At 42.6% G+C, this 25,741-nt stretch carries 25 protein-coding genes and 1 other annotated feature; of the genes, 24 read left to right on the plus strand and 1 reads right to left on the minus strand.

What is annotated here, in order from left to right; translation table 11 throughout:
* Positions 1–11: 11 nt before the first annotated feature.
* Positions 12–1,241: an NO-inducible flavohemoprotein gene (hmpA, locus tag BK139_RS00070; protein ID WP_076255642.1), complete on the minus strand. Its 1,230-nt coding sequence runs from the start codon at positions 1,239–1,241 to the stop codon at positions 12–14.
* Positions 1,242–1,687: 446 nt separating this feature from the next.
* Here hmpA and spoIIGA point away from each other — a divergent pair, with 446 nt between their 5' ends.
* The 24 genes from spoIIGA (at position 1,688) to pyrE (ending at position 25,703) form a co-directional block, all read left to right on the plus strand.
* Positions 1,688–2,626: a sigma-E processing peptidase SpoIIGA gene (gene spoIIGA, locus BK139_RS00080; RefSeq protein ID WP_076255644.1), complete on the plus strand. Its 939-nt coding sequence runs from the start codon at positions 1,688–1,690 to the stop codon at positions 2,624–2,626.
* A 44-nt stretch (positions 2,627–2,670) separates the two neighbouring features.
* Positions 2,671–3,390, plus strand: coding sequence for an RNA polymerase sporulation sigma factor SigE (gene sigE / locus BK139_RS00085; protein ID WP_009330857.1), 720 nt, complete (start codon positions 2,671–2,673; stop codon positions 3,388–3,390).
* Positions 3,391–3,558: 168 nt separating this feature from the next.
* Positions 3,559–4,338 carry an RNA polymerase sporulation sigma factor SigG gene (sigG, locus tag BK139_RS00090; protein WP_026041699.1) on the plus strand — a complete coding sequence of 260 codons (780 nt, stop codon included), beginning with the start codon at positions 3,559–3,561 and terminating at the stop codon, positions 4,336–4,338.
* Positions 4,339–4,432: 94 nt separating this feature from the next.
* Positions 4,433–4,702 (plus strand): YlmC/YmxH family sporulation protein, encoded by a 270-nt coding sequence (locus BK139_RS00095; protein WP_076255646.1) that lies wholly within the window; start codon positions 4,433–4,435, stop codon positions 4,700–4,702.
* Between the two features lie 69 nt (positions 4,703–4,771).
* Positions 4,772–5,599, plus strand: coding sequence for a peptidoglycan editing factor PgeF (pgeF, locus tag BK139_RS00100; protein WP_076255648.1), 828 nt, complete (start codon positions 4,772–4,774; stop codon positions 5,597–5,599).
* Positions 5,600–6,286, plus strand: a complete 687-nt coding sequence (locus BK139_RS00105) for a YggS family pyridoxal phosphate-dependent enzyme (protein WP_076255650.1) — start codon at positions 5,600–5,602, stop codon at positions 6,284–6,286.
* A gap of 4 nt (positions 6,287–6,290) precedes the next feature.
* Positions 6,291–6,737, plus strand: coding sequence for a cell division protein SepF (locus BK139_RS00110; protein WP_048007904.1), 447 nt, complete (start codon positions 6,291–6,293; stop codon positions 6,735–6,737).
* A 6-nt stretch (positions 6,738–6,743) separates the two neighbouring features.
* Entirely contained in the window at positions 6,744–7,007 is a 264-nt protein-coding gene (locus tag BK139_RS00115; RefSeq protein WP_009330847.1) for a YggT family protein, read from the plus strand.
* Between the two features lie 65 nt (positions 7,008–7,072).
* Positions 7,073–7,846 (plus strand): YlmH family RNA-binding protein, encoded by a 774-nt coding sequence (locus BK139_RS00120; RefSeq protein ID WP_076255652.1) that lies wholly within the window; start codon positions 7,073–7,075, stop codon positions 7,844–7,846.
* 396 nt (positions 7,847–8,242) lie between these two features.
* A complete protein-coding gene (locus BK139_RS00125; RefSeq protein ID WP_035328829.1) occupies positions 8,243–8,761 on the plus strand; it encodes a DivIVA domain-containing protein in 519 nt (172 codons plus the stop codon).
* A 50-nt stretch (positions 8,762–8,811) separates the two neighbouring features.
* Positions 8,812–9,077: a binding site (T-box leader), on the plus strand.
* Between the two features lie 94 nt (positions 9,078–9,171).
* Positions 9,172–11,943 carry an isoleucine--tRNA ligase gene (gene ileS, locus BK139_RS00130; protein WP_076255654.1) on the plus strand — a complete coding sequence of 924 codons (2,772 nt, stop codon included), beginning with the start codon at positions 9,172–9,174 and terminating at the stop codon, positions 11,941–11,943.
* Positions 11,944–12,116: 173 nt separating this feature from the next.
* Entirely contained in the window at positions 12,117–12,404 is a 288-nt protein-coding gene (locus tag BK139_RS00135) for a hypothetical protein (RefSeq protein WP_076255655.1), read from the plus strand.
* 79 nt (positions 12,405–12,483) lie between these two features.
* Complete coding sequence (gene lspA / locus BK139_RS00140) at positions 12,484–12,981, plus strand: signal peptidase II (protein ID WP_009330836.1); 498 nt, start codon at positions 12,484–12,486, stop codon at positions 12,979–12,981.
* Positions 12,953–13,864, plus strand: coding sequence for an RluA family pseudouridine synthase (locus BK139_RS00145; protein WP_076255658.1), 912 nt, complete (start codon positions 12,953–12,955; stop codon positions 13,862–13,864). The genes lspA and BK139_RS00145 overlap by 29 nt, the downstream gene beginning before the upstream one ends.
* Before the next feature lie 191 nt (positions 13,865–14,055).
* The gene (gene pyrR / locus BK139_RS00150; protein WP_076255660.1) at positions 14,056–14,601 is read left to right on the plus strand and encodes a bifunctional pyr operon transcriptional regulator/uracil phosphoribosyltransferase PyrR; all 546 of its coding nucleotides are present in this window, start codon (positions 14,056–14,058) and stop codon (positions 14,599–14,601) included.
* Between the two features lie 138 nt (positions 14,602–14,739).
* Positions 14,740–16,044, plus strand: coding sequence for a solute carrier family 23 protein (locus BK139_RS00155; protein ID WP_076255662.1), 1,305 nt, complete (start codon positions 14,740–14,742; stop codon positions 16,042–16,044).
* A gap of 150 nt (positions 16,045–16,194) precedes the next feature.
* Positions 16,195–17,133 (plus strand): aspartate carbamoyltransferase catalytic subunit, encoded by a 939-nt coding sequence (locus BK139_RS00160; protein ID WP_076255664.1) that lies wholly within the window; start codon positions 16,195–16,197, stop codon positions 17,131–17,133.
* Positions 17,096–18,382, plus strand: coding sequence for a dihydroorotase (locus BK139_RS00165; RefSeq protein WP_076255666.1), 1,287 nt, complete (start codon positions 17,096–17,098; stop codon positions 18,380–18,382). The genes BK139_RS00160 and BK139_RS00165 overlap by 38 nt, the downstream gene beginning before the upstream one ends.
* On the plus strand, positions 18,379–19,485 hold the full coding sequence (locus tag BK139_RS00170; protein WP_076255668.1) for a carbamoyl phosphate synthase small subunit: 1,107 nt from the start codon (positions 18,379–18,381) through the stop codon (positions 19,483–19,485). The genes BK139_RS00165 and BK139_RS00170 overlap by 4 nt, the downstream gene beginning before the upstream one ends.
* Entirely contained in the window at positions 19,464–22,676 is a 3,213-nt protein-coding gene (carB, locus tag BK139_RS00175; RefSeq protein ID WP_076255670.1) for a carbamoyl-phosphate synthase large subunit, read from the plus strand. Before BK139_RS00170 ends, carB begins: the two co-directional genes overlap by 22 nt.
* Positions 22,676–23,452 carry a dihydroorotate dehydrogenase electron transfer subunit gene (locus tag BK139_RS00180; RefSeq protein WP_286147638.1) on the plus strand — a complete coding sequence of 259 codons (777 nt, stop codon included), beginning with the start codon at positions 22,676–22,678 and terminating at the stop codon, positions 23,450–23,452. Before carB ends, BK139_RS00180 begins: the two co-directional genes overlap by 1 nt.
* Positions 23,449–24,390 (plus strand): dihydroorotate dehydrogenase, encoded by a 942-nt coding sequence (locus BK139_RS00185; RefSeq protein ID WP_076255674.1) that lies wholly within the window; start codon positions 23,449–23,451, stop codon positions 24,388–24,390. Before BK139_RS00180 ends, BK139_RS00185 begins: the two co-directional genes overlap by 4 nt.
* Positions 24,362–25,078 (plus strand): orotidine-5'-phosphate decarboxylase, encoded by a 717-nt coding sequence (gene pyrF, locus BK139_RS00190; protein ID WP_076255677.1) that lies wholly within the window; start codon positions 24,362–24,364, stop codon positions 25,076–25,078. The genes BK139_RS00185 and pyrF overlap by 29 nt, the downstream gene beginning before the upstream one ends.
* On the plus strand, positions 25,068–25,703 hold the full coding sequence (gene pyrE / locus BK139_RS00195) for an orotate phosphoribosyltransferase (protein ID WP_076255679.1): 636 nt from the start codon (positions 25,068–25,070) through the stop codon (positions 25,701–25,703). Before pyrF ends, pyrE begins: the two co-directional genes overlap by 11 nt.
* Positions 25,704–25,741 lie beyond the last annotated feature (38 nt).

Genomic DNA, 25,741 nt, shown 5'->3' on the forward strand with positions numbered 1-25,741 from the left:
TTATTAAATTTTTAAACTGATTGAGTTTCCTTTAATTGCATTGATGGCCCGAAGAATTCATAGCGGATATTTTCCTTTTTAAAACCTGCACCAAGTAATGCTTCATACATAGCCTGCATGAAAGGAACTGGACCGCACATATAAACCATACTTTCTTTATTTGGCACGATTGTTTTTAACCACTCAGTAGTAATATAGCCTTCTTTGCTGTATACTTTTTCTGTTTTATCTCTATCTGTTGGCTTTTCATAGCAGAAATATGTTTTAACTAAGGGATTATTCTTTTCAATCTCCTGAACTTCACCGGTAAATGCATGTACATTTCCATTAAGTGCAGCATGAACAAAAATAGTTTCATGATTTACTCCTGCTGCATCAAGATGACGCAGCATGCTGTGCATTGGTGTAATGCCTACCCCGCCGCTAAGCAGAACTACAGGCTTATCCACATTCTCCAGAACAAATTCTCCAGCAGGAGCACTAATCTCTATCTGATCGCCTTCGTTAAGGTCATTATGAAGATAGCTGGAAACCTTTCCGTCCGGCTTTTCAGAGTAGCCTTCTTCTTTCTTAACAGAAATCCGGTAATAAGATTTTTCCGGGGAATCAGACAGGCTGTATTGGCGAATATGTGTGTATTCTTCACCTGGAATCGTTAATTTCACACTAATATATTGACCCGGAAGGTAACCGGAAATATTTCCTCCATCAGCCGGTGTAAAGTAGAAGGATGTAATCACATCACTTTCTTTCACCTTTTTAGCCACAGTGAAAGTTCTGAAGTCATTCCAGCCTCCTGGCTTATGTGCTGCATCCTCATAAAGGTTTTTTTCCAATCCGATGAATGCATCAGCTATTACACCATATGCTTTAACCCAAGCATCAATAATTTCTTCAGTTGCTGCCTCCTGCAGTACTTCCTTAATTGCAAGAATTAAGTGTTCTCCCACAATTGGATAATGTTCAGGTTTAATTCCTAATGATCTGTGTTTATGTGCGATTTGTGTGACAACCGGAATAATAGCTTCGAGGTTATCGATATATTTAGCCGCAGCATATACTGAATTTGCAAGTGCTTTTTGCTGACGTCCCTGTTTTTGATTAGCGTGATTGAAAATGTTCAGCAGTTCAGGGTGATTTGTAAACATCAGTTTATAGAAGGTTTTCGTAATATCTTCACCATGTTTTTCAAGTACAGGTACAGTGCTTTTAATAATTTCGATTGTTTTTGTGTCTAGCATATCAGCAAAACTCCTTTTTAATATTTTCACTGTCATTATAGTTGATAATCAAAACAAAAAATGTGATATAAATCACACCCAGTGAAAAAAGGAGTGCAATGAATAGAAAAATAATGACAAAATCCGTTGGGAATAGGGAAAATTTCTATCTTTTTGCATACAGAAAGCGACACACTTTCTTTACTGAAATGCGCTATACTTTTTTCTAACAGAATCAAAGCACTTTAACTTTATGAGAGAATTGGAACCTCACGTCAATCTATCAGATTCTGATTTTATCGCAGTCTAACGGGCAGTAAGACCCCACTTCAAGACTCAGAGAAATCAACGGAGGAAAAGTGGGGGTCAAACTGCCCGTAAAGGCCCGATTGGTTCAACTAACAATCAGCGGGGGATAAGGAAAACCCCCACTGATTGAAGTTTCACTTTATAAAGGAGGAAGATAATTGACGGTCTATTTGGATGTTATCTGGGCATTGAATTTTATGTTTGACAGCCTGCTCCTTTATTTAACAGCCATAATTCTAAAAAGAGAAACCGGACTATGGAGAATTTTTGCGGGTGGCTTCATAGGATCCATCATTATTTTATTAGCATTTACACCTTTTAATGAATATTCAGGTCATCCGTTCACTAAGCTGCTATTCTCGATTGTAATGGTACTGGTTGTTTTCGGCTTTAAGAGGTTACGTTATTTTGTAAAAGCTCTCATGACTTTTTATTTTGCTACTTTTTTAGTTGGAGGCTCCTTAATAGGAATTCATTATTTTATCAATTTTGATTTTAAGCTTTCTTCATCTGTCATGATGGCCAGTATTAAAGGCTTTGGTGATCCAATCAGCTGGCTGTGCGTGGTTATAGGGTTTCCTCTTGCCTGGCATTTTTCAAAGAGAAATGTTGAGGGAATTGAGATGACAAAAATTCAGTATGACTCTTTTATCCTGGTGCGTGTTGTGATCAATGAAACAGAATATTGTTTCAATGGCCTGATTGACAGCGGCAACCAGTTATACGATCCCATTTCGAAGATGCCTGTTATGTTCATATCCATAAAAGACAGGCTGGATGAGTTTCCGCCTGAAATTAGTAAACTGGCAGGAAACCCGGAGGATATCATTATGGGCAGCGAGTCAATTGGAGTGGATTGGGAGCATAAAATGAGGGTCATTCCATGTAAGGTTGTTGGACAAGAACACCAATTAATCATAGGGTTTAAGCCTGACCGGATTCTCTTTGAAAAAGAGAATGAAATAATCGAAGCAGACCGCGGATTAATATCATTTTCCATGCAGCAGCTTTCATCAGACGATTCATTTCAGTGCATCGTACACCCAAAGATGCTTACAGGCAGAAGTACAATGAAGCCGGATGCAAAAGTAAGTTAATATACTATACTCTGCACGAACTTAATTTAGAAGGAGGACAATTCATGAAAAAGTTAAAACTTCGCTTATCCTACTATTGGTATAAATTGTTGATTAAGCTGGGGATCAAAACAGATGAAGTATATTATATAGGCGGCAGCGAAGCATTACCTCCTCCACTCAGTAAGGAAGAAGAAGAAATGCTCCTGATTAAGCTTCCAAAAGGGGATAAAGCGGCAAGGTCCATTTTAATTGAAAGAAATCTTCGCCTTGTTGTGTATATTGCCAGGAAGTTTGAAAATACAGGCATTAATATAGAGGACTTAATCAGTATTGGAACCATTGGGCTTATTAAAGCAGTAAATACTTTTAACCCGGAGAAAAAAATCAAACTGGCTACATATGCATCGCGCTGTATTGAGAATGAAATTCTCATGTATTTAAGAAGGAACAATAAAATTCGTTCTGAAGTTTCCTTTGATGAACCATTAAATATTGATTGGGATGGCAATGAACTTCTTCTATCTGATGTTCTGGGCACTGAGGATGACATCATTACAAAAGATCTCGAAGCAAATGTTGATAAAAAGCTGCTGTTAAAGGCATTGCATCAGCTTTCGGATCGTGAAAAACAGATCATGGAACTTAGATTCGGCCTCGGATCAGGTGAAGAAAAAACTCAAAAGGATGTGGCAGATATGCTGGGAATTTCCCAGTCCTATATTTCCCGCCTGGAAAAAAGAATTATAAAAAGACTTAAAAAAGAATTTAATAAGATGGTTTAGAAGTTTAAAGCCTTGAATATTTTTTACAAAATTTTGCAAGGTGAAAACCTAGTGTTAATGATGCTTTGACCATTTCCCCATCCGGAAGCCTGATTAGCCGGTGCATATTTTTCCTTTCCAAGGAGATACTGTTTTTTGTACAGCAGCTCCTGTGAGGAGGGAAATGGATTGACTCGAAATAAAGTAGAAATTTGCGGTGTTGATACTTCAAAGCTTCCAGTTTTAAAAAACGAAGAAATGAGAGAGCTCTTCAAGCAAATGCATAAGGGGGATATAACCGCACGGGAAAAACTCGTCAACGGCAATTTGCGCCTCGTCTTGAGTGTGATTCAGCGTTTTAACAACAGAGGCGAATTTGTTGATGACCTTTTCCAGGTCGGCTGTATCGGTCTGATGAAATCTATTGATAATTTTGATTTAAGTCAAAACGTTAAGTTTTCCACCTATGCCGTTCCGATGATTATTGGGGAAATACGCAGGTATCTGCGTGATAATAATCCGATCCGTGTCTCTCGTTCTTTAAGGGACATTGCTTATAAAGCTCTGCAAGTAAGGGAACGTCTCATGAGTAAAACATCCAGAGAGCCTACAGCCGAAGAAATAGCTAAAGAGCTGGATGTGCCACATGAAGAAATCGTTTTTGCATTAGATGCCATCCAGGATCCTGTTTCCTTATTTGAGCCGATTTATAATGATGGCGGGGATCCAATTTATGTGATGGATCAGCTTAGCGATGAACGGAACAAAGATATTCAATGGATTGAGGAAATAGCGCTCAAAGAGGGAATGAGGAGACTGAATGAACGGGAAAAACTGATTCTCAGAAAACGCTTCTTCCAAGGCAAAACTCAAATGGAAGTGGCAGAGGAAATCGGCATTTCCCAGGCACAAGTTTCAAGGCTTGAAAAAGCGGCCATCAAACAAATGAATAAAAATATTCAAAGCTAGCAGCCAATTTGGCTGCTTTTTATATTTAGCAAACATTTTTCTCATAGAAGCAAACATATATTGAATAAGAACATAAATTGGGAGTGAAGTGTCGATGGTGAAAATATCTGAATTTCAAATGAAGGATGTTGTAAATGTAGCTGACGGCAAAAAGCTTGGAAATATTGGGGATATAGATATTAATATTAGTACAGGGAAAATTGAAGCGGTCATTATTGGAGGAGCGGGGAAAGTATTAGGCTTCTTTGGCAGAGACGCAGATATTGTCATTCCCTGGAAAAACATTATAAAAATCGGTGAGGATGTCATACTTGTCCGCTATCAGGATGCGATTGAGCCGAAATATATAGAGGATGAAGCATAAGAGTTGTTAATGGTGTCATCACTGCCTTCCTTGTGGTAAACTATAGAAAAATAAAATGGGGTTAATCGCATGGAACCATTTACTTTAAAAAAGGAAGAGTATTTTGTCATAAAAGAGTGGGCGGATCGTTTTCCCAATATAACCGCTGGTTTTACAACAAAAAATGACGGCTTCAGCCGCAATGAATTTGAAACTCTAAATGTAGGATTACATGTGAATGACAGCTATGAAGCAGTCAGCCAAAATCGGCAGCATGTGGCTGACTTGCTTGGCTTTTCAATTGAAAATTGGGTTGGCGCTGAACAAACACATGATGTAAATATAAAAAAAGTTACTGAAAATGATAAAGGAAAAGGTGCTCTTGTTTACGAGGATTCCTTTCCAGGTACCGACGGCTTTTTCACATATTCTAAAGGTGTCCTTATGACCCTATGTTATGCCGATTGTGTGCCCCTTTATTTCCTGCATGAAAAGACAGGAGCCATAGGCATTGCCCATGCCGGCTGGAAAGGCACTGTTGGCGGGATTGGCAGGAATATGGCTGAACTGTTTGCAGGTGAAGGCATAGACTTAAAAGAGGTCCAAGCCGTGATTGGCCCTTCCATTTGCGGAAACTGTTATATTGTTGATGATCGTGTTATTTCAAAAGTGCAAAAAATACTAGAAGATGTCGATATAAAGCCATATAATCAAATTAGTGACAATCAATTCCAGCTTGACCTAAAAGAACTAAATACGAAAATCCTTGTAAACGCAGGGATCCCACATGAAAATATCATGATGACTGATTATTGCACAAGCTGTCATGCAGACTATTTTTTCTCCCACCGAAGAGATAGGGGGAATACCGGCAGGATGATGAGTTTTATTGGCTGGAAGGAGGAAGCAGGGAATTAAATGAGAGTAGAGGATAATTTAAAGCAAATAGAGACTGCCATCCGCGGAGCGTGTATAAAGGCCAACCGCAAGCCGGAAGAAATTACCGTAATTGCTGTTACTAAGTACGTTTCAGCGGAAAGGGCACAAGAAGCCTTTGAAGCAGGTATTCATCATTTAGGTGAAAACAGGGATGAAGGACTTCTTGCTAAATGGGAAGTTTTAAAAGACAGGCCAACCTGGCATTTTATCGGAACACTGCAAACTCGTAAAGTAAAAAATATTATTGATAAAGTTGACTATATTCATTCACTGGACAGGCTATCCCTTGCGAAGGAAATCGACAAGCGGGCGGATCGAAAGATAAATTGCTTTGTACAGGTCAATGTTTCAGGCGAAGCGTCGAAACAGGGAATAAATCCTGAAGAGGCAGCTGACTTTATTTCAAGCCTGGCTGATTATAAAAATCTCAATATCATTGGCCTGATGACAATGGCGCCACATACATCAGACAAGGATCTGCTGCGTGCCTGTTTCCGGAAGCTCAAGGACCTTCAAAAACAGGTTAAAGATCTGGGATTTGATTTTGCTCCTTGCACTGAGCTTTCAATGGGCATGTCCAATGATTTTTCTCTGGCAATTGAAGAAGGTGCCACAATGGTTAGGATTGGGACAGCTTTAGTAGGCCAAGAGGGTCAGGAGGTTTAATAAAATGAGTATAAAATCAAAATTTAAAACATTTTTCTTCCTAGATGATGAATATGACTATAAGGAAGAGGAAATCATCGAAGAAGAAAGAGAGCCGGTGAAGCAGGTGCAGAAACAGCAGCAGCCAGTTCAAAAACAGAACATTGTCAGCCTTCAAAGTGTGCAGAAATCTTCTAAAGTAGTTCTTGTTGAACCGCGGGTATATGCCGAAGCGCAGGATATTGCGGATCAGCTGAAGAACAGAAGAGCTGTTGTAGTCAATCTGCAGAGAATAGAAAAAGATCAGGCAAAGCGCATTGTTGACTTCCTAAGCGGAACCGTTTATGCCATCGGCGGAGACATTCAGAAGATTGGCACTGATATTTTCCTGTGTACACCTGACAATGTTGAAGTATCAGGGAACATCTCTCAGCTGATGAAAGAACAAGAATTAGAAAATACGAGGTGGTAGCACTTAATGGAATTAGTATTTGGAATATTGTCATCTGCAATTTATTATTACTCATGGGCACTGATTATTTATATTCTGCTGTCCTGGTTCCCTAATGCAAGGGAATCGGCTTTTGGCCAGTTTCTGGCAAGGATTTGTGAACCGTACCTTGAGCCTTTCCGCAAAATCATTCCGCCGCTCGGAATGATTGATATTTCTCCAATTGTGGCTATCTTAGTTTTGCGATTTGCCACTGGAGGCTTGCAGCAGCTTTTTTATTGGATTTCATAAGACTGACAAAACTGGGCTATCAAAATGGCCCTTTTTTATTTGTGTAAAAGGAGGCCCGCAAAAATTTGTCTATTTATCAGCACTTTCGGCCGGAAGAAAGAGAATTTATTGACCTGGTCCTTAACTGGAAAAATCTTGTGGAAAATACATATGCACCGAAGCTTACTGATTTTCTTGATCCAAGGGAGCAGCAAATCCTAAAAAGCATCATAGGACAGGATTCGGGAATCTTATTTGCTTTATTTGGCGGAACAACAGGGGCTGAAAGAAAGAGAGCACTGATATTTCCGGATTATTATACAAGCGATGAAGAAGATTTTAAAATTCGGCTGTTTGAATTGGAATATCCAAAGAAGTTTGTTACCATTGAACACCCGCAAGTCCTCGGCAGCCTGATGTCACTGGGACTAAAAAGAGGGAAATTTGGTGATATCCTATTTGAAGAGGACAGAATCCAGTTTTTTGCAGCTCAAGAAATTGAAGAGTATATCAGCCTGCAGCTGCAGTCAATTGGCAGAGCGGCAGTATCTTTGAAAAAACAGCCCTTTTCTCAGGCGATCCAATCATCAGAAGTGTGGAAAGAAAGCTCCATCACCACTTCATCCCTAAGATTGGACACAGTCATCTCAGCCGTATACAACATCTCAAGACAAAAATCCCAGCTCTATATCCAACAGGGGCTGGTTAAAGTCAATTGGACGCAAATAGAAAACCCCTCATTTGAATGCCAGCAAAGCGACATCCTCTCAGTCAGGGGACAAGGCCGATCCAAAATCATAGAAATAGATGGGAAAACAAAAAAGGACAAATGGAGAATAATTGCCGGGAGACAGAGATAGTAAAGTAGGAGAGGGTTTTAACAAACCTATATTGAGGCTGTTTTTTAAGTTTGTTGTTCAAAATGCAACATTTTGTTCATTTGCTGAGTTGATTGGAGCGTAGGGCATTTGACTCCGGCGGGAGCAGCGGGAGAGTTGAGACCCCAAAAGTGCAAAGCACCGAGGAGGCTCACCGTCCGCCCCGCGGAAAGCAAGTGTCCGCAGCGGAAATCAACGGGCTGCATTTAAAAGCCAAAAACAATTAAAAGACAGTTAAAAGAAATAATTTAAATTTGAAGGATTTTGAAACAACCTGTCGAATAAATAATCAAAAGACAGCGGAGTCTGCTATAATTAAATAGAACCAGCAGGCTCATACAATTTACATAAGATCAACAGACCTGGGAGGTGGCACTCATGCCATTAACACCGTTAGATATTCATAACAAGGAATTCAGCAAAGGATTCCGAGGTTATGACGAAGATGAAGTGAACGAATTCCTAGACCAAATCATAAAGGACTACGAAATCCTGATCCGGGAAAAAAAAGAGCTTGAAGAAAAGCTCAATGAAACGAATGACCGCATTGGCCACTTTACCACAATTGAAGAAACACTTAATAAATCTATTGTGGTTGCACAGGAAGCAGCAGAAGAATTAAAACGCAATGCTCACAAAGAAGCAAAGCTTATCATCAAAGAAGCTGAAAAAAATGCTGACAGGATTGTGAATGAATCCCTATCCAAAGCGAGAAAAATCGCACTGGATATTGAAGATTTAAAGAAACAGTCCAAAGTATTCCGAACACGCTTTAAAATGCTTGTTGAAGCACAGCTTGATATGCTGAATAACGATGATTGGGATCACTTAATGGAATATAAGCTGGACTCTACTGAACTCAAATCATTAAGAGAAGAAGAAGAATCACTGGCTTGACGAAAGCTGGAAATATCGCATATAATTTTAAAACAAAGTAAATACAATGTTTATCAACAATGAGAGGGACAGTACAGTCTTTTTAAATAGCTTATGTTCAGAGCGGTATACTCACTCTGTAAGCGAGCCGGGGATGGTGGAAGCCCGGGTATAAGCCAAAGCTGGAAAATCACCCTTGAGTTCCTTGCCGAACGTTAAGTAATCAGTAGGCCAAGGCGGATCATTCACGTTAAGAATGCTTTGAGCGGATGAAATTTCATTATATTTCATCTACAAGGGTGGTACCGCGGGAGAATAAAACCTTCTCGTCCCTTTTTGGGATGAGAGGGTTTTTTGTATTTTCCCGAGGTTTTTCTAAGCTCTCATTGGCTATCATGGTATTTAATGAGTTACAAACAGGAGGAAAAGGAATGGATTACAAAGATAGTTTATTAATGCCAAAAACTGAATTCCCAATGCGCGGCAATCTTCCAAAGCGGGAACCTGAAATCCAGGCGAAATGGGAAGAGATGAATATTTATGAAAAGGTCCAGGAACGGACAAAAGGGCGTCCGATGTTTGTTCTGCATGATGGCCCTCCATATGCAAATGGCGACATCCACATTGGCCATGCGCTGAACAAGATCTTAAAGGATTTCATCGTACGTTCTAAGTCGATGACTGGCTATAATGCTCCTTATGTTCCTGGCTGGGATACACATGGTCTGCCAATTGAGCAGGCGCTGACAAACAAAGGCGTAAAGCGTAAAGAAATGAGTGTTGCTGAGTTCCGCGAGTTATGTGAAGAATACGCATATGAGCAGATCGACAGCCAGCGCGGACAATTTAAGCGCTTAGGTGTCCGGGGTGATTGGGAGAACCCATACATCACACTTAAGCCGGAGTATGAAGCCCAGCAAATTAAAGTTTTTGGGGAGATGGCAAAAAAAGGCTATATCTATAAAGGCAAAAAACCTGTTTATTGGTCTCCATCTTCTGAATCTGCTTTGGCGGAAGCGGAAATTGAATATAAAGACAAACGTTCGCCATCCATTTATGTTGCATTTAAAGTAAAAGATGGCAAAGAAGTATTGGATCAAGATACTCATATCGTCATTTGGACTACAACTCCATGGACCATTCCGGCAAACCTTGGAATTTCAGTTCATCCTGACCTTTCTTATACTGTAGTTGAGGCAAACGGCAAAAAGTTTATGGTTGCAGAAGATTTATTGGCAGCTGTGGCTAAAGAGTTCGAATGGGAAGGTTATCAAGTTGTCCAGACGGTTAAGGGGACTGACCTTGAGAATGTGGTTGCTGAACATCCCCTTTATGGCCGTGATTCTCTTGTCATGCTGGGTGAACATGTTACAACTGATGCCGGTACAGGGTGTGTTCATACTGCTCCCGGACATGGGGAAGATGATTTCCAAGTCGGCATGAAGTACGGGCTTGACGTATTATGCCCGGTAGATGATAAAGGAAACATGACAAATGAAGCTCCCGGGTTTGAAGGGTTATTCTATGATGCAGCCAATAAGCCGATTACTGAGAAACTTGAGGAAGCCGGAGCATTATTAAAACTGACTTTTATTACTCACTCTTATCCGCATGACTGGAGAACGAAAAAGCCTGTTATTTTCCGTGCTACTGCCCAATGGTTTGCATCCATTAAGGATTTCCGCAATGAACTTCTGGAAGCTGTTAAAGAAACAAATTGGTATCCTGCATGGGGTGAGACCAGACTATTTAATATGGTCCGGGATCGCGGAGATTGGTGCATCTCCCGCCAGCGTGTATGGGGAGTGCCTATTCCGGTATTTTATGCGGAAAATGGCGAAGAAATTATCACAGATGAGACAATTGAACATGTATCAAACCTTTTCCGTGAACACGGTTCAAACATCTGGTTCGAGAAAGAAGCGAAAGAATTGCTGCCTGAAGGGTTTACACATACCGGAAGCCCGAATGGCCAGTTTACAAAAGAAACGGATATCATGGATGTTTGGTTTGATTCCGGTTCTTCCCACCAGGCAGTTCTTTTAGAGCGCGACGATTTACAGCGTCCTGCAGATTTATACCTTGAAGGTTCTGACCAGTACCGAGGCTGGTTTAACTCTTCACTTTCAACTGCCGTGGCAGTTACAGGGAAAGCGCCTTACAAAGGAGTGCTGAGTCACGGTTTTACACTCGATGGTGAAGGAAGAAAAATGAGTAAATCCATCGGTAACGTAGTTGTTCCGGCAAAAGTAATGAACCAGCTTGGAGCTGACATTTTGCGCTTATGGGTGGCTTCAGTTGATTATCAGGCTGATGTCCGGGTATCTGATGCTATTCTGAAGCAGGTTGCTGAAGTGTATAGAAAGATCCGCAATACTTTCCGCTTTTTGCTTGGAAATCTGGATGACTTTAATCCAGCAGCAGACTTGGTATCGTTTGAGAACCTGCGTGAAGTGGATCAGTTTATGCTGGTGAAGCTGAACAAGCTTATCAAGAGCGTCCGTGAGTCATATGATCGCTATGAATTTGCAAGCATCTACCATGCTGTGAACAATTTCTGTACATTGGACCTTAGTGCATTCTACCTTGATTTTGCTAAAGATGTCCTTTATATTGAAGCAAAAGATAATGCAGAGCGCCGTGCAATTCAAACTGTTCTTTATGAGAGCCTAATTGCTCTTACGAAGCTTGTTGCACCTATTCTTTCCCATACATCAGATGAGGTTTGGAGCTTTATTCCGAATGTGAAAGAAGAAAGTGTTCAATTAACGGATATGCCTGAATATACGGAGCTTCCGAACGCTAAACAGCTGGAAGAAAAATGGACTGCATTCATGAAGCTTCGCAATGATGTCCTTAAGGCATTGGAAGAAGCGCGTAATGAGAAGGTGATCGGCAAATCACTTACTGCTAAAGTAACCCTTTATGTAAACGATCAATCCAAGAGCCTTCTGGATTCAATTCAGGAAAGTCTTCAGCAGCTCTTTATCGTATCTGGATTCGAAGTAGCAGGCAGCCTTTCAGATGCTCCTGAAAATGCCGTTAAATTTGAAAACACTGCTATTGTTGTTTCCAAAGCAGAAGGCGAAACATGCGACCGCTGCTGGACAGTCACTCCAGAAGTTGGCAAGACAGAAGGATATGACACGCTTTGCCCTCGCTGTGCTGATGTTGTAAAAAATAATTATAGCCACTTGGCTTAAATACCGGCAGTCCCTCAAATATTGGGGGGCTGTTTTTCATTAACTTCTTCAAATCCTTTTTATAAATAATTCCACCTTCACTAAATGTTGTGCCGTTTGCTAAAAGTTTGTCCGTGTCTGAATTCCGTTCCGAGAAAATAATAAAGTAAACATCTCAGAACGGAGGAAAAAGCATGGATGCAAAAGCAGAAGGGCTATATACAGAACTCCGTAATACAAGACAGGAAATATTGGAAAAGCTTATGGAAGGCAACAGTTCCCCGTTGATAAAGCCTATTTTATTGGAAGAGCTGCATGATATTGAACAAACACTCACCAAAATTGAATCAGGAAAATTCGGCAAGTGTGAAATTTCGGGTGAGCTGCTGCCGGAGGATTTGCTGCAGATGATTCCTACTTTAAAAACAATGGAGGATTGCAGCAGATTGGGGAATTTCTACAGAAAGTCTATTTTTCACTGAGTTTAAGCGTGTGCTGTGTTTTTTATTCAGATTGTGCTAAAATGCAAAGGTAATGATATGAGATATGGGGGTTGCCTTTGTGTTTTATTACATAATTGCATTGTTCGTTATTGCACTTGATCAGTTTACTAAGTGGCTGATTGTAAAGAACTTTGAATTAGGGGAAAGTGTTAAAGTTATTGAGGACTTTCTTTATATTACATCGCACCGCAACCGTGGCGCTGCCTGGGGCATCCTGCAGGGGCAAATGTGGTTTTTCTATGTTATAACCGTTATTGTCATAATTGGTATCATTTATTACATTCAAAAAGCAGCTAAAGGCAAATTGCTTCTTGGAGTCTCTTTGGGCCTGATGCTGGGCGGGGCAATTGGAAACTTTATTGACAGGGTATTTCGAAAAGAAGTAGTGGATTTCGTAAACACTTATATTTTTGGCTATGACTTTCCTGTTTTCAATATTGCTGACTCGGCGCTGGTCATTGGTGTAGGACTATTGATGATTCAGATGCTGCTTGAAGAGAGAGAAGCAAAGAAAAAGGAGAAATCTTATGGAGAAAATGGAACACATCATTCCTGATGAACAGGCAGGAGAAAGAATAGATAAAGTGTTATCCACATTAAATGCTGATTGGTCAAGAACTCAGGTACAGCAATGGATCAAGGATGGCAATGTTTTAGTGAATGGCCAAAAGCCTAAAACTAATTACAAATGTTCCGCAAATGATAAAATTGAAATATCAATACCTGAACCAGAAGAACTGGATGTAGTGCCTGAAGAAATGGATTTGGATATTTATTATGAGGACCAGGATGTCCTCGTTGTAAATAAACCGAGAGGAATGGTTGTCCATCCTGCAGCCGGGCATGGAACAGGAACACTTGTAAATGGGCTTATGGCTCATTGCAAAGACTTATCAGGAATTAATGGGGTCATGAGGCCCGGAATAGTTCATAGAATCGATAAAGATACGTCGGGACTTCTTATGGTTGCAAAGAATGATATGGCCCATGAGAGTCTTGTGAACCAGCTGATGAACAAAACTGTTACACGTAAGTACCGGGCCATTGTCCATGGAGTTATTCCACACGACTACGGTACTATTGATGCGCCAATCGCCCGTGATCCCAAAGATCGTCAAAGTATGAGTGTTGTGGACAATGGAAAACATGCTGTTACACATTTTCAGGTCATTGAGCGTTTCAGGGATTTCACCCTGGTGGAATGCCAGCTGGAAACGGGAAGAACACATCAAATCCGGGTTCATATGAAATACATTGGCTATCCACTGGCGGGAGATCCTAAATACGGTCCCAGAAAGACACTTGATATCGGAGGACAGGCACTTCATGCAGGCGTTCTTGGCTTTGAACATCCACGTTCTGGCGAGTACCTTGAATTTGAAGCACCTGCACCTGCTTATTTTAAGGAACTAGAAGAGAACCTGGCAAATAATCGTTGACAATTGTCCAATTGTGCTATATGATGACTATAGTTGAATAAGTCCTTTAAAACAGTCCCGTGAGGCTGGGAAGGAAACGGATTGAATAAGGAGAATTATGTCCTTATTCTGCAGAAAGAAGTCGTTTACCCTCTCACCTGATCGGTGAGAGGGTTTTTTGTATATAAAATCTGATAATAGGGGTGATCATGATGCCGCAGCAAAAAGCAATTGTTTTGGATGACCAGGCAATCAGGAGAGCGCTGACAAGGATTGCTCATGAAATCATAGAGAAAAATAAAGGAATTGAAAATTGCATTCTGATTGGCATCCGGACCAGGGGGATTTACCTGGCGAACCGCCTGGCGGAAAGAATTGAACAAATCGAGGGAGCCAAAATTGATGTAGGCGAACTTGATATCACTCTCTATAGAGATGATCTTACGAAAAAGACTGAAAATCAGGAGCCGCTTGTCAAAGGCTCCGATGTTCCAAAAGATATTAACGATCAGAAGGTGATCCTGATCGATGATGTTCTTTATACAGGAAGAACAGTTAGAGCTGCCCTTGATGCGCTGATCGATATTGGGAGGCCATCTCAGATTCAGCTTGCAGTCCTTGTGGACCGCGGCCATAGAGAGCTTCCGATAAGAGCTGATTATGTAGGAAAGAACATTCCAACCTCCAGTTCGGAAAAAATTGTCGTCGAGCTGAAGGAAGTGGATGAAAACGACCAGGTAAGTATATTTGAAAATTAAATAGCCCTTTTAAATGCAGTCCAGAGAGGCTGGCAAAGGGGAACACAGCAGAATCGGTCTGTCTTTTGCTGTGCTCTTGCACCCTCTTTGCACTCCTGCAAAGAGGGTTTTTTAATAAAATGCAGAGGAGAGATCGTAATGAATAAGCCTATTTTAGATATAAAGGATGTTCCAAAACCAGCCCATTGGCTGACATTAAGTTTACAGCATTTATTCGCAATGTTCGGAGCCACTATACTTGTACCATACTTAGTAGGATTAAATCCTGCCATTGCGCTAATCTCAAGCGGACTGGCAACGATAGCCTTTCTAATCATTACAAAATGGCAGGTGCCGGCATACCTTGGTTCATCTTTCGCATTCATTGCCCCGATCCTAGCTGCCAAAGCTGCCGGAGGTCCGGGTGCTGCCATGATCGGCAGCTTCATGGCTGGACTTGTGTATGGGGCAGTAGCCCTGATCATCAAAAAAGCAGGCTACCGCTGGATTATGAATTTGCTACCGCCAATTGTGGTAGGACCTGTGATCATTGTAATCGGATTGGCATTAGCAGGGACAGCAGTCGGAATGGCTATGAACAATCCTGAAACTGGTGAATACAGCATGCTGCATTTCTCAGCAGCGCTTATCACTTTAGGTGCAACAATCATCTTTTCCATCTATGCAAAAGGTATGCTCAGTATGGTGCCGATTCTGGCAGGGATCATCATCGGCTATGTTTACTCACTGGCTGTGGGCCTGATCGACTTCTCTCTTGTACAGCAGGCAGCCTGGTTCGAAATGCCGGAATTCTTATTCCCGTTCGCAGATTATGAAGTGAGGATAACTCTGGATCTTGCGCTTCTAATGATTCCGGTAGCTGTTGTGACAATCTCTGAACATATCGGCCATCAGCTTGTCCTTGGAAAAGTAGTTGGAAAAGATTACATTAAAGAACCGGGTCTTCACCGCTCCATCCTTGCTGATGGAACAGGAACAATGATCTCGGCATTAATCGGGGGTCCGCCAAAGACAACTTACGGTGAAAACATTGGTGTACTCGCCATCACGAAAATTTACAGTGTCTATGTACTTGCGGGGGCTGCAGTCATTGCCATCATCTTCGGATTCATTGGCAAGGTGACAGCACTGATCAGCTCGATCCCTACTCCAGTAATGGGCGGCGTATCGATCCTGCTGTTCGGGATCATCGCTTCATCAGGATTAAGAATGCTGGTTGACAGCAAAGTGGATTTTGGAAACAACCGCAATCTGGTTATCTCATCAGTCATCCTTGTCCTGGGAATTGGGGGAGCTCATATCGAGATTTGGGCATTCAAACTGGAAGGAATGGCACTGGCAGCAATCAGCGGGGTTCTCCTGAACCTGATTCTCCCTGGCAGGGAAGAGACTAAGGAAGATATTTTTGAAACAGAAAACGAAAAAAAAAATAATGTAGCTTAATGCTTTTTAACTAAGTCCCGAGAGGCTTAAAAGGGTGTTGGCGGCAAACCTGGCTATACGGTATCAGTGTATCCGTATATCCGGCTGCCTCAACTTTGCAGCACCCTGACCAAATCGGCAGGGTGCTTTTTTTGAAGAGGAGGATAAAAAATGAAACATTTGCTCACTACCTCAGAGTTGGAAATTAAAGAAATCAATAAAATTCTTGAAGATGCGCAATATTTTTTAAACGGCGGAACATGGACCCCTGAACGAAAGGTTTTTGTCGCAAACCTTTTCTTTGAGAATAGCACAAGAACTAAATGCAGCTTTGAAGTGGCTGAAAGGCGGCTTGGACTGGACATAATTCCTTTTGAAGTCAGCACATCAAGTGTATCCAAGGGTGAGTCATTATACGACACAGTCAAAACACTGGAAGCGATCGGTGTGCACGCAGTCGTCATCCGCCATAGCGAGGATCGCTACTTTGACGAATTGGCAGACAAAAGCGGTGTGTCCATCCTGAATGCAGGGGATGGCTGCGGGCACCATCCAACACAATCACTGCTGGATCTGCTGACGATTAAACAGGAATTCGGATCCTTTGAAGGATTAAAAGTAGCCATCATCGGTGATATCGCACATAGCCGTGTCGCAAGGTCCAACGCAGATGCACTTGTCAGGCTCGGTGCGAAGGTTGTTTTTTCAGGTCCAAAAGAATGGTTTAATGAAGAATTGCTTGAGAATGGAATGTATGAAGATGTTGACACAGCTATGGAAACTTCTGATGTTGTCATGCTCCTGAGAATACAGCATGAGCGGCATGAATCGAAAGCTGACCAAACGGCTGAAGAATACCACCTGGCATACGGCCTTACAGAAGAACGTGAAAGAACAATGAAGCCAAGCAGCATTATAATGCATCCGGCACCTGTAAATCGGGGTGTTGAAATAGCAGATTGTTTAGTGGAATGCGGGCGCTCCAGGATCTTCAAGCAGATGCAAAATGGTGTGTACATCCGAATGGCTGTATTAAAACGATCAATTGAACATATTGAAGGGGGAGCTAAACATGTCAACATTGATAAAAAATGGCCAGTTGCTTACTAAGAAAGGGAACTTTGAAAAAACGGACATTTACATAAAGTCAGGAAAAATCGCTGAGATAGGTGCAGGTGTGGGGAGAGAGGCACAGGAAGTGATTGATGCAGAAGGATTGCTGGTTGCTCCAGGTTTTATAGACCTGCACGTCCACTTGCGTGAACCAGGCGGCGAAAAAAAAGAAACAATCGAAACTGGCACAAGAGCAGCTGCTAAAGGCGGTTTCACAACGGTTGCTGCGATGCCGAATACCCGGCCGGTACCTGATACAAAAGAACAGCTTGAAAAATTGAACAGCCGTATTGATGAGACTGCGGCGGTCAAGGTTCTGCCTTATGCATCGATTACAATCCGTGAGCTTGGCCAGGAATTAACAGATTTTAAAGCTTTGAAGGAAGCTGGGGCGTTTGCTTTTACAGATGATGGAGTAGGAGTGCAATCAGCAGCCATGATGCTTGAGGCAATGAGAAATGCCGCAGAGATCAGCATGCCGATAGTTGCGCACTGCGAAGAAAATACCCTCATTAACAAAGGTTCCGTACATGATGGAGTTTTTGCTAAAGAGAACGGTTTAAATGGTATTCCTTCTGTCTGTGAATCAGTGCAAATCGCAAGGGATGTTCTTCTTGCCGAAGCTGCCGGCTGCCATTATCATGTCTGCCACATCAGCACGAAAGAGTCTGTCAGGGTGGTAAGAGATGCAAAGCGGGCAGGCATCAAGGTAACAGCCGAGGTGACACCTCATCATCTCCTTCTATGTGAAGAGGATATCCCGGGTCTGGATGCTAAATTTAAAATGAATCCTCCATTAAGAGGAGCAGATGACAGAGCTGCCTTAATCGAAGGATTGCAGGATGGCACAATAGACTTTATCGCCACCGACCATGCACCACATACAGCAGCAGAAAAAGAAGAGGGGATGGCACTGGCGCCTTTTGGGATTGTCGGACTTGAAACTGCCTTTCCGCTTCTTTACACCCAATTCGTTGAGAAGGGGATATTCACACTAAAGCAGCTGATTGATTACTTAACAATCAAGCCAGCAGAGGCATTCGGCATTCAATCAGGAAAATTGGAAGCTGGTGAAATAGCAGATCTTGTCCTGCTTGACCTGAACCGTCAGGAAAAGATTGATCCAGCTCAGTTCTTATCAAAAGGGAAAAACACGCCATTTACTGGCTGGGATTGTAAAGGCTGGCCGGTAGTGACAATAGCAGGCGGAAAAATTGTTTGGAACAGAGGGAGTGTAAAAGCATGAAAAAACAGCTGATTCTGGAAGACGGAACAATTTTTATTGGAAAGGGATTCGGAAGTGATACGAATTCGATAGGAGAAGTAGTATTCAATACAGGAATGACGGGTTATCAGGAAATCCTGTCTGACCCATCCTACTGCGGCCAAATCGTAACCTTGACATACCCCTTAATCGGAAATTATGGGATAAACAGAGACGATTTTGAATCGATCTCCCCGGCAATCTCCGGTTTTATTGTGAAAGAAGCGTGCGAGTTTCCTTCAAACTGGAGAAATGAACAATCGATTGAAGAATATTTTAAGATGAAAAACATCCCTGGAATTGCTGGCATCGATACAAGAAAATTAACAAGAATTATCAGGCAGCATGGTACGCTGAAAGGTGCTATTTGCAGCATAAGTGAAAACCCGGAAGTGATCATTGAAAAACTGAGGGCAACCAAGCTGCGAAACGATCAGGTTAAGCAAGTCTCAACTAAGACACCATATCCAAGCCCTGGCCGCGGCAGAAGGGTAGTCCTTGTAGATTTCGGCATGAAACACGGAATCTTAAGAGAATTGAACAAACGGGGTTGTGATGTGATTGTTGTGCCTTATAACACAGCAGCTGAAGAAATACTCAGCATGAGCCCGGATGGTGTTATGCTTTCAAATGGCCCTGGAGACCCGAAAGATGTTCCGGAAGCCATCACAATGATTAAAGGACTGCTGGGAAATGTACCGATTTTCGGAATTTGTCTGGGACATCAGCTTTTTGCCCTTGCTTGCGGTGCCAATACAGAAAAACTGAAATTCGGCCATCGCGGTTCAAACCATCCGGTGAAAGATCTGCAAACCGGAAAAGTCGCTTTAACATCTCAAAACCATGGATACTCAGTAGAAGAAAATTCAATTACTGGTACTCCGCTTGAAGTAACACATATCGCCTTAAACGATGGAACAATTGAAGGCTTAAAGCATAAAGAAGTCCCTGCATTCACTGTGCAATATCATCCTGAAGCTTCACCGGGACCTGAGGATGCAAACGGATTATTTGAACAATTCTTGCAAATGATTGAATCACATAAAGAGGAAGGTGCTGCAGCATGCCAAAGCGTACAGATATAAAAAGCATTTTAGTAATCGGTTCAGGACCAATTGTCATCGGGCAGGCAGCAGAGTTTGATTATGCTGGAACACAGGCTTGCATTGCTTTGAAAGAGGAAGGATACCGCGTAATTCTTGTAAACTCAAATCCTGCCACTATTATGACAGATACCGAGATTGCTGACGCGGTATATATAGAGCCGCTTACGCTGGAATTCGTCAGCCGCATTATCCGGAAAGAACGGCCTGATGCGCTCGTTCCAACTCTTGGGGGACAGACAGGATTAAACCTGGCAGTAGAGCTTGCTGAATCAGGTGTTTTGGAAGAATGCGGGGTTGAAATCCTCGGTACAAAATTGTCTGCTATCCAAAAGGCGGAAGACCGGGACCTTTTCAGAAACTTGATGAATGAGCTTGGCGAACCAGTGCCTGAAAGTGAAATTATTCATAACCTGGATGAAGCATATGAATTTGTAAACAGGATTGGCTATCCGGTCATTGTACGCCCTGCTTTTACATTGGGGGGAACAGGCGGGGGCATCTGCCATGATGAAGAAGAGCTGATAGAAATTGTGACAAGCGGCTTAAAGAATAGCCCTGTTACACAGTGTTTGCTTGAAAAGAGCATTGCGGGTTTCAAGGAAATTGAGTATGAAGTGATGCGGGACTCCAATGACAATGCGATTGTTGTCTGCAATATGGAAAACTTTGATCCTGTAGGGGTCCACACAGGAGATTCAATCGTTGTAGCCCCCAGCCAAACTTTGAGTGATCGTGAGTATCAGCTGCTTAGAAACACCTCATTAAAAATTATCCGCGCCCTCGAGATTGAAGGTGGATGCAACGTGCAGCTGGCGCTTGATCCGGATAGCTTCAATTATTACATCATCGAAGTTAACCCGCGTGTAAGCCGTTCATCTGCGCTGGCATCAAAGGCAACAGGTTATCCGATTGCCAAATTGGCAGCCAAGATAGCGGTAGGGCTGACACTTGATGAAATGATGAATCCTGTGACAGGGAAAACATATGCCTGCTTTGAACCGGCATTGGATTATATTGTCTCAAAAATCCCGCGCTGGCCGTTTGATAAGTTCGAATCTGCAAACCGTTCGCTTGGCACCCAAATGAAGGCTACAGGTGAAGTAATGGCGATAGGACGGACATTTGAAGAATCTCTCCTGAAAGCAGTACGTTCACTTGAAGCAAACATTTATCATCTTGAGCTGAAGGATGCCGGTAAAATTTCTGATGAATTGATCGAAAAGCGAATCCGTAAAGCAGGAGATGAACGCCTGTTTTATATCGGTGAAGCCATCAGAAGGGGAGTCACTATCGAGACGATTCATGAATGGAGCAAAATTGATTTATTCTTCCTTTATAAGATTAAGAAAATCATAGATTTTGAGAATGTACTAACTGAAAATCCTTTTGACCCTGAAACAGGGAAAGCTGCAAAGGAAATGGGCTTTGCCGATCTGGTAATTGCCAGGCTGTGGGATTCAAATGAGTTGGAAGTATACAGCTGGAGAAAAGAACATGCGATTGTACCGGTTTACAAAATGGTTGATACATGTGCAGCGGAATTTGAATCGGAAACTCCGTATTTCTATGGAACTTATGAAGATGAGAACGAATCAGAAGTGTCCGGCCGCAAAAGTGTTGTCGTTCTGGGCTCAGGGCCAATCCGGATCGGGCAGGGAGTGGAGTTTGATTATTCAACTGTTCACGCGGTATGGGCCATCAAGGAAGCAGGATATGAAGCAATCATCATTAATAATAATCCTGAAACAGTCTCTACTGACTTTAGCATCTCCGATAAGCTCTATTTTGAGCCGCTAACGATTGAAGATGTGATGCACATTATCGATCTTCAGAAACCGGAAGGTGTAGTTGTACAATTTGGCGGACAAACCGCTATTAATCTTGCAGCAGATCTGGTAGAAAGAGGCGTAAAAATTCTGGGAACTTCGCTTGAAAGCTTAGACCGGGCAGAAGACCGGGATAAATTTGAGCAAGCTCTTGCAGAGCTTGGCATCCCGATGCCTAAAGGAAAGACTGCCCTGTCGGTGGAGCAGGCAGTAGAAATTGCCGGTGAAATCGGATATCCAGTGGTCGTCCGTCCATCATATGTACTTGGCGGAAGAGCCATGGAGATCGTTTATAAAGAAGATGAGCTTCTATACTATATGGAAAATGCCGTAAAAGTAAACCCGGAGCATCCCGTATTAATTGACCGATATTTGACTGGGAAGGAAATTGAAGTGGACGCTATCTCGGATGGGGAAAATGTACTCATACCGGGCATCATGGAGCATATAGAAAGAGCAGGAGTTCACTCAGGTGATTCTATTGCGGTCTATCCTCCGCAAAATGTTTCAGAAGCAATCAAAGACAAGCTTGTTGAGTATACGGAGAAGATGGCTAAAGGCCTTGGCATTATAGGTCTGCTAAATATCCAGTATGTAGTGGCTAAAGGGGAAGTATATGTTCTGGAAGTCAATCCGCGTTCAAGCCGGACAGTTCCGTTCTTGAGCAAGATTACAAATGTGCCAATGGCTAAAATCGCCACAAAGGTTATCATGGGCCAAACTCTTGCTCAGCAGGGCTTTGGATCCGGCCTTGTTCCGGAGAGAAAAGGCGTGTTCGTAAAAGTGCCGGTGTTCTCTTTCGCGAAATTAAGAAGAGTAGACATCACTTTAGGGCCTGAAATGAAGTCAACCGGTGAAGTTATGGGGAAAGATTCCACGCTTGAAAAAGCCCTTTATAAAGGTCTTGTTGCTTCCGGCATGAAAATCCAGCCGTTTGGAACTGTTCTAATGACTGTCGCCGACAAGGATAAGGAAGAAGCTCTGCAGCTGGCAAAAAGATTTGTATCCATCGGCTACAGGCTAATGGCGACAAGCGGAACGGCTTTATTCCTGAAAACTGAAGGCATACCTGTAAAAGTAACTGGAAAAATCGGCTCAGCAGGGCCTAACCTTCTGGATGTCATAAAAAATGGCGAAGCGCAATTTGTTATTAATACTTTAACAAAAGGGAAACAGCCTGCAAGAGATGGCTTCCGCATCCGCCGTGAATCAGTGGAAAATGGGGTGCCATGTCTAACCTCACTTGATACGGCAGAAGCAATTCTTCAAGTAATCGAATCAATGAATTTTTCAGCAGACGCGATGGATAAGCCAGAGGAAGTCCGGGAGGCGGTTTTATCTTGATCAGACAGGAACAATGTAAAGTCATATCACAAATTAAACTGGCCGAAAACATTTACGAGCTCACCCTTCAAGGTGAGCTTGTTCATGAAATGAAAGAGCCCGGGCAATTCGTCCATTTGAAAATATCAGAGGGCTATGATCCAATGCTGAGAAGGCCAATCAGCATTGCAGAAATTTTACCTGATGAAAGCCAGTTTAAAATGATTTACCGTGCTGAAGGCAGAGGAACGGCATTGCTTTCAGAAAAAAAACCTGGTGATTTCACTGATGTACTGGGACCGCTTGGAAATGGGTTTCCGATCAGTGAAGCTGGCCGGGGAGAGACGGCCCTTCTTGTAGGGGGAGGAATCGGAGTCCCCCCTTTATATGAACTGTCCAATCAGCTTGTAAACCGCGGCGTTAAGGTAATTCACGTCCTGGGATTTCAATCGGCCGGCGCGGTATTTTATGAGGAAAAGTTTGCCCGGCTGGGCGAGACCTGCCTTGCCACAGCTGATGGAAGCGCAGGAACGAAAGGCTTTGTTACAGATGTTATTAATCGGTTGAATATTGATTTCGATGTTTTATATTCCTGCGGCCCTACACCGATGCTGAAGGCGCTTGAAAATCAATTCCCTCATAAAAAGGTATTCCTGTCATTGGAAGAACGAATGGGATGCGGCATCGGGGCATGTTTTGCATGTGTCTGCCATACAGGGAATGACCCTGAAGGATACAGTTATAAAAAAATCTGCAGTGACGGACCGGTCTTTAAAGCAGGGGAGGTAGTTCTATGAATTCATTAAACGTCAGTCTGCCTGGGCTGGAGTTAAAAAATCCAATCATGCCTGCATCAGGATGCTTTGGCTTCGGCAGGGAATTCAGCCAGCTTTATGAATTGAGCCAATTGGGCGCAATCATGATAAAGGCGACGACTTTAGAGCCCCGATTTGGAAATCCAACACCAAGAGTGGCTGAGACATCTGCAGGTATGCTAAATGCAATCGGGCTGCAGAATCCCGGCCTGGATAAAGTGGTAAATGAAGAGCTTGTATGGCTTGAACAATACGATGTCCCGATCATTGCCAATGTAGCCGGTTCGCAGGAAGAAGATTATATGGCGGTTGCCAGGAAAATTTCTGCAAGCCGGAATGTACATGCACTTGAACTCAACATCTCATGCCCGAATGTGAAAACAGGCGGAATAGCATTCGGCACTATTCCGGAAATTGCAAAAAACTTAACGAAAAAAGTAAAAGAGGTTTCTGAGGTACCTGTCTATGTGAAGCTTTCACCAAATGTCACAAATATTGTAGAAATGGCTAAAGCAGCAGAAGATGGCGGAGCTGATGGTTTAACGATGATCAACACGCTTGTCGGCATGAGAATCGATCTGAAAACCGGCAAGCCTATTCTGGCAAACAAATCAGGCGGTCTTTCAGGGCCAGCCATTAAGCCAGTCGCACTCCGGATGATCTATGAAGTGAGCCAGCAGGTATCCCTTCCGATCATCGGCATGGGAGGAATTGAATCTGCTGAGGATGTCATCGAATACTTCTACGCAGGGGCAAGTGCAGTAGCGGTTGGAACAGCTAACTTCGTAGATCCTTTTGTGTGTCCGAAAATTATCGGTGAACTGCCGGAACTTATTGGAAAGCTGGGTTATGAACATATTTCAGAATGCACAGGAAGGAGCTGGAAGAAACTTGAAAAATCCGCTCATTATTGCTCTTGATTTTCCAGGAAAACAGGAAGTTCATCATTTTCTGAAAAACTTTGAAAATGAAAAGTTATTTCTTAAGGTCGGCATGGAGTTGTTTTACCAGGAGGGACCTTCCATTGTTTACGATTTAAAAGAACAAGGGCACAATATTTTCCTTGATCTCAAGCTTCATGATATTCCGAATACAGTACAAAGTGCAATGAAACGTCTTGCCGGGCTTGGCTGCGATATGGTTAATGTGCATGCCGCAGGAGGAAAAGCCATGATGGAAGCAGCATGTGAAGGACTAGAAGCAGGCAGCACCGGAAAAAGGCCATCTTGTATTGCGGTGACACAGCTGACAAGCACATCGGAACAGCAAATGAGATCTGACCAATTAATCGCTGTTTCATTAAACGAATCTGTTCTTCATTATGCCAATCTTGCCAAAGAAGCGGGACTTGATGGTGTGGTTTGTTCAAGCTTTGAGGCAAGGGCGATAGGTTCAAAAATAGGCTCTGCCTTTCTGACTGTAACACCGGGAATACGCCTGTCATCAGACGATAATGGAGATCAGAAGAGAGTGGCCACACCAGAATTCGCGAGAAAAGAAGGAGCTTCTGCCATTGTGGTGGGACGGTCGATTACCAGAGCGGAAAATCCTTTCGAAAAGTATATTCAATGCAAACAATCCTGGGAGGGTGTTCTGAATGAAGCATAAAATTGCAGAAAAATTACTGGATATAAAGGCTGTAGCATTAAACCCAAACGATCCGTTTACTTGGTCTTCAGGACTGCGTGCCCCAATTTATTGTGATAACCGTCTGACACTGTCTTATCCTGAAGTCAGAAAAGAAATTGCTGCCGGTCTTCAGGCTATCATTCTAAATAAATTTCCTGAAGCAGAACTAATTGCCGGGACTGCCACAGCGGGCATTCCTCATGCAGCCTGGGTCAGTGGCAATATGGAACTGCCAATGTGCTATGTTCGTTCCAAGGCAAAGGGACATGGAAAAGGAAAGCAAATTGAAGGTCAAGCAAATAAAGGCCAGAAGGTTGTTGTTGTAGAAGACCTGATCTCAACAGGTGGAAGTGCCATTACTGCTGTCAAAGCTTTAAGAGAAGCAGGCTGTGAGGTGCTGGGTGTGGCGGCCATCTTCACATACCAGCTTGAAAAAGGAAAAGAAATGCTGGCTGAAGAGAACATCAAAGCATATACTCTGACTGATATTGAAGCTCTCACAGAAGTAGCTGTGGAAAAGGGCTTTATCCAGGAAGAGGATATGAACAAGCTGATTGAATGGCGAAAAGACCCTGCTGAGTGGGGAAAAGTATCTCAGGTTTAGTCAAATGAAAAAAAGCAAGCATCGGAGCTTGCTTTTTT

The sequence above is a fragment of the Paenibacillus sp. FSL R5-0490 genome, from assembly GCF_001956215.1.
GTDB lineage: Bacteria > Bacillota > Bacilli > Bacillales > Cytobacillaceae > Cytobacillus.

Bases quoted from the DNA above. Each gene is read 5' to 3' on its own strand.
- hmpA (WP_076255642.1), bottom strand. From the start codon at position 1,241: ATGCTAGACACAAAAACAATCGAAATTATTAAAAGCACTGTACCTGTA.
- sigE (WP_009330857.1), top strand. From the start codon at position 2,671: ATGAAAAAGTTAAAACTTCGCTTATCCTACTATTGGTATAAATTGTTG.
- BK139_RS00095 (WP_076255646.1), top strand. From the start codon at position 4,433: ATGGTGAAAATATCTGAATTTCAAATGAAGGATGTTGTAAATGTAGCT.
- pgeF (WP_076255648.1), top strand. From the start codon at position 4,772: ATGGAACCATTTACTTTAAAAAAGGAAGAGTATTTTGTCATAAAAGAG.
- BK139_RS00105 (WP_076255650.1), top strand. From the start codon at position 5,600: ATGAGAGTAGAGGATAATTTAAAGCAAATAGAGACTGCCATCCGCGGA.
- BK139_RS00110 (WP_048007904.1), top strand. From the start codon at position 6,291: ATGAGTATAAAATCAAAATTTAAAACATTTTTCTTCCTAGATGATGAA.
- BK139_RS00115 (WP_009330847.1), top strand. From the start codon at position 6,744: ATGGAATTAGTATTTGGAATATTGTCATCTGCAATTTATTATTACTCA.
- BK139_RS00125 (WP_035328829.1), top strand. From the start codon at position 8,243: ATGCCATTAACACCGTTAGATATTCATAACAAGGAATTCAGCAAAGGA.
- ileS (WP_076255654.1), top strand. From the start codon at position 9,172: ATGGATTACAAAGATAGTTTATTAATGCCAAAAACTGAATTCCCAATG.
- BK139_RS00135 (WP_076255655.1), top strand. From the start codon at position 12,117: ATGGATGCAAAAGCAGAAGGGCTATATACAGAACTCCGTAATACAAGA.
- BK139_RS00145 (WP_076255658.1), top strand. From the start codon at position 12,953: ATGGAGAAAATGGAACACATCATTCCTGATGAACAGGCAGGAGAAAGA.
- pyrR (WP_076255660.1), top strand. From the start codon at position 14,056: ATGCCGCAGCAAAAAGCAATTGTTTTGGATGACCAGGCAATCAGGAGA.
- BK139_RS00155 (WP_076255662.1), top strand. From the start codon at position 14,740: ATGAATAAGCCTATTTTAGATATAAAGGATGTTCCAAAACCAGCCCAT.
- BK139_RS00160 (WP_076255664.1), top strand. From the start codon at position 16,195: ATGAAACATTTGCTCACTACCTCAGAGTTGGAAATTAAAGAAATCAAT.
- BK139_RS00165 (WP_076255666.1), top strand. From the start codon at position 17,096: ATGTCAACATTGATAAAAAATGGCCAGTTGCTTACTAAGAAAGGGAAC.
- BK139_RS00170 (WP_076255668.1), top strand. From the start codon at position 18,379: ATGAAAAAACAGCTGATTCTGGAAGACGGAACAATTTTTATTGGAAAG.
- carB (WP_076255670.1), top strand. From the start codon at position 19,464: ATGCCAAAGCGTACAGATATAAAAAGCATTTTAGTAATCGGTTCAGGA.
- BK139_RS00185 (WP_076255674.1), top strand. From the start codon at position 23,449: ATGAATTCATTAAACGTCAGTCTGCCTGGGCTGGAGTTAAAAAATCCA.
- pyrE (WP_076255679.1), top strand. From the start codon at position 25,068: ATGAAGCATAAAATTGCAGAAAAATTACTGGATATAAAGGCTGTAGCA.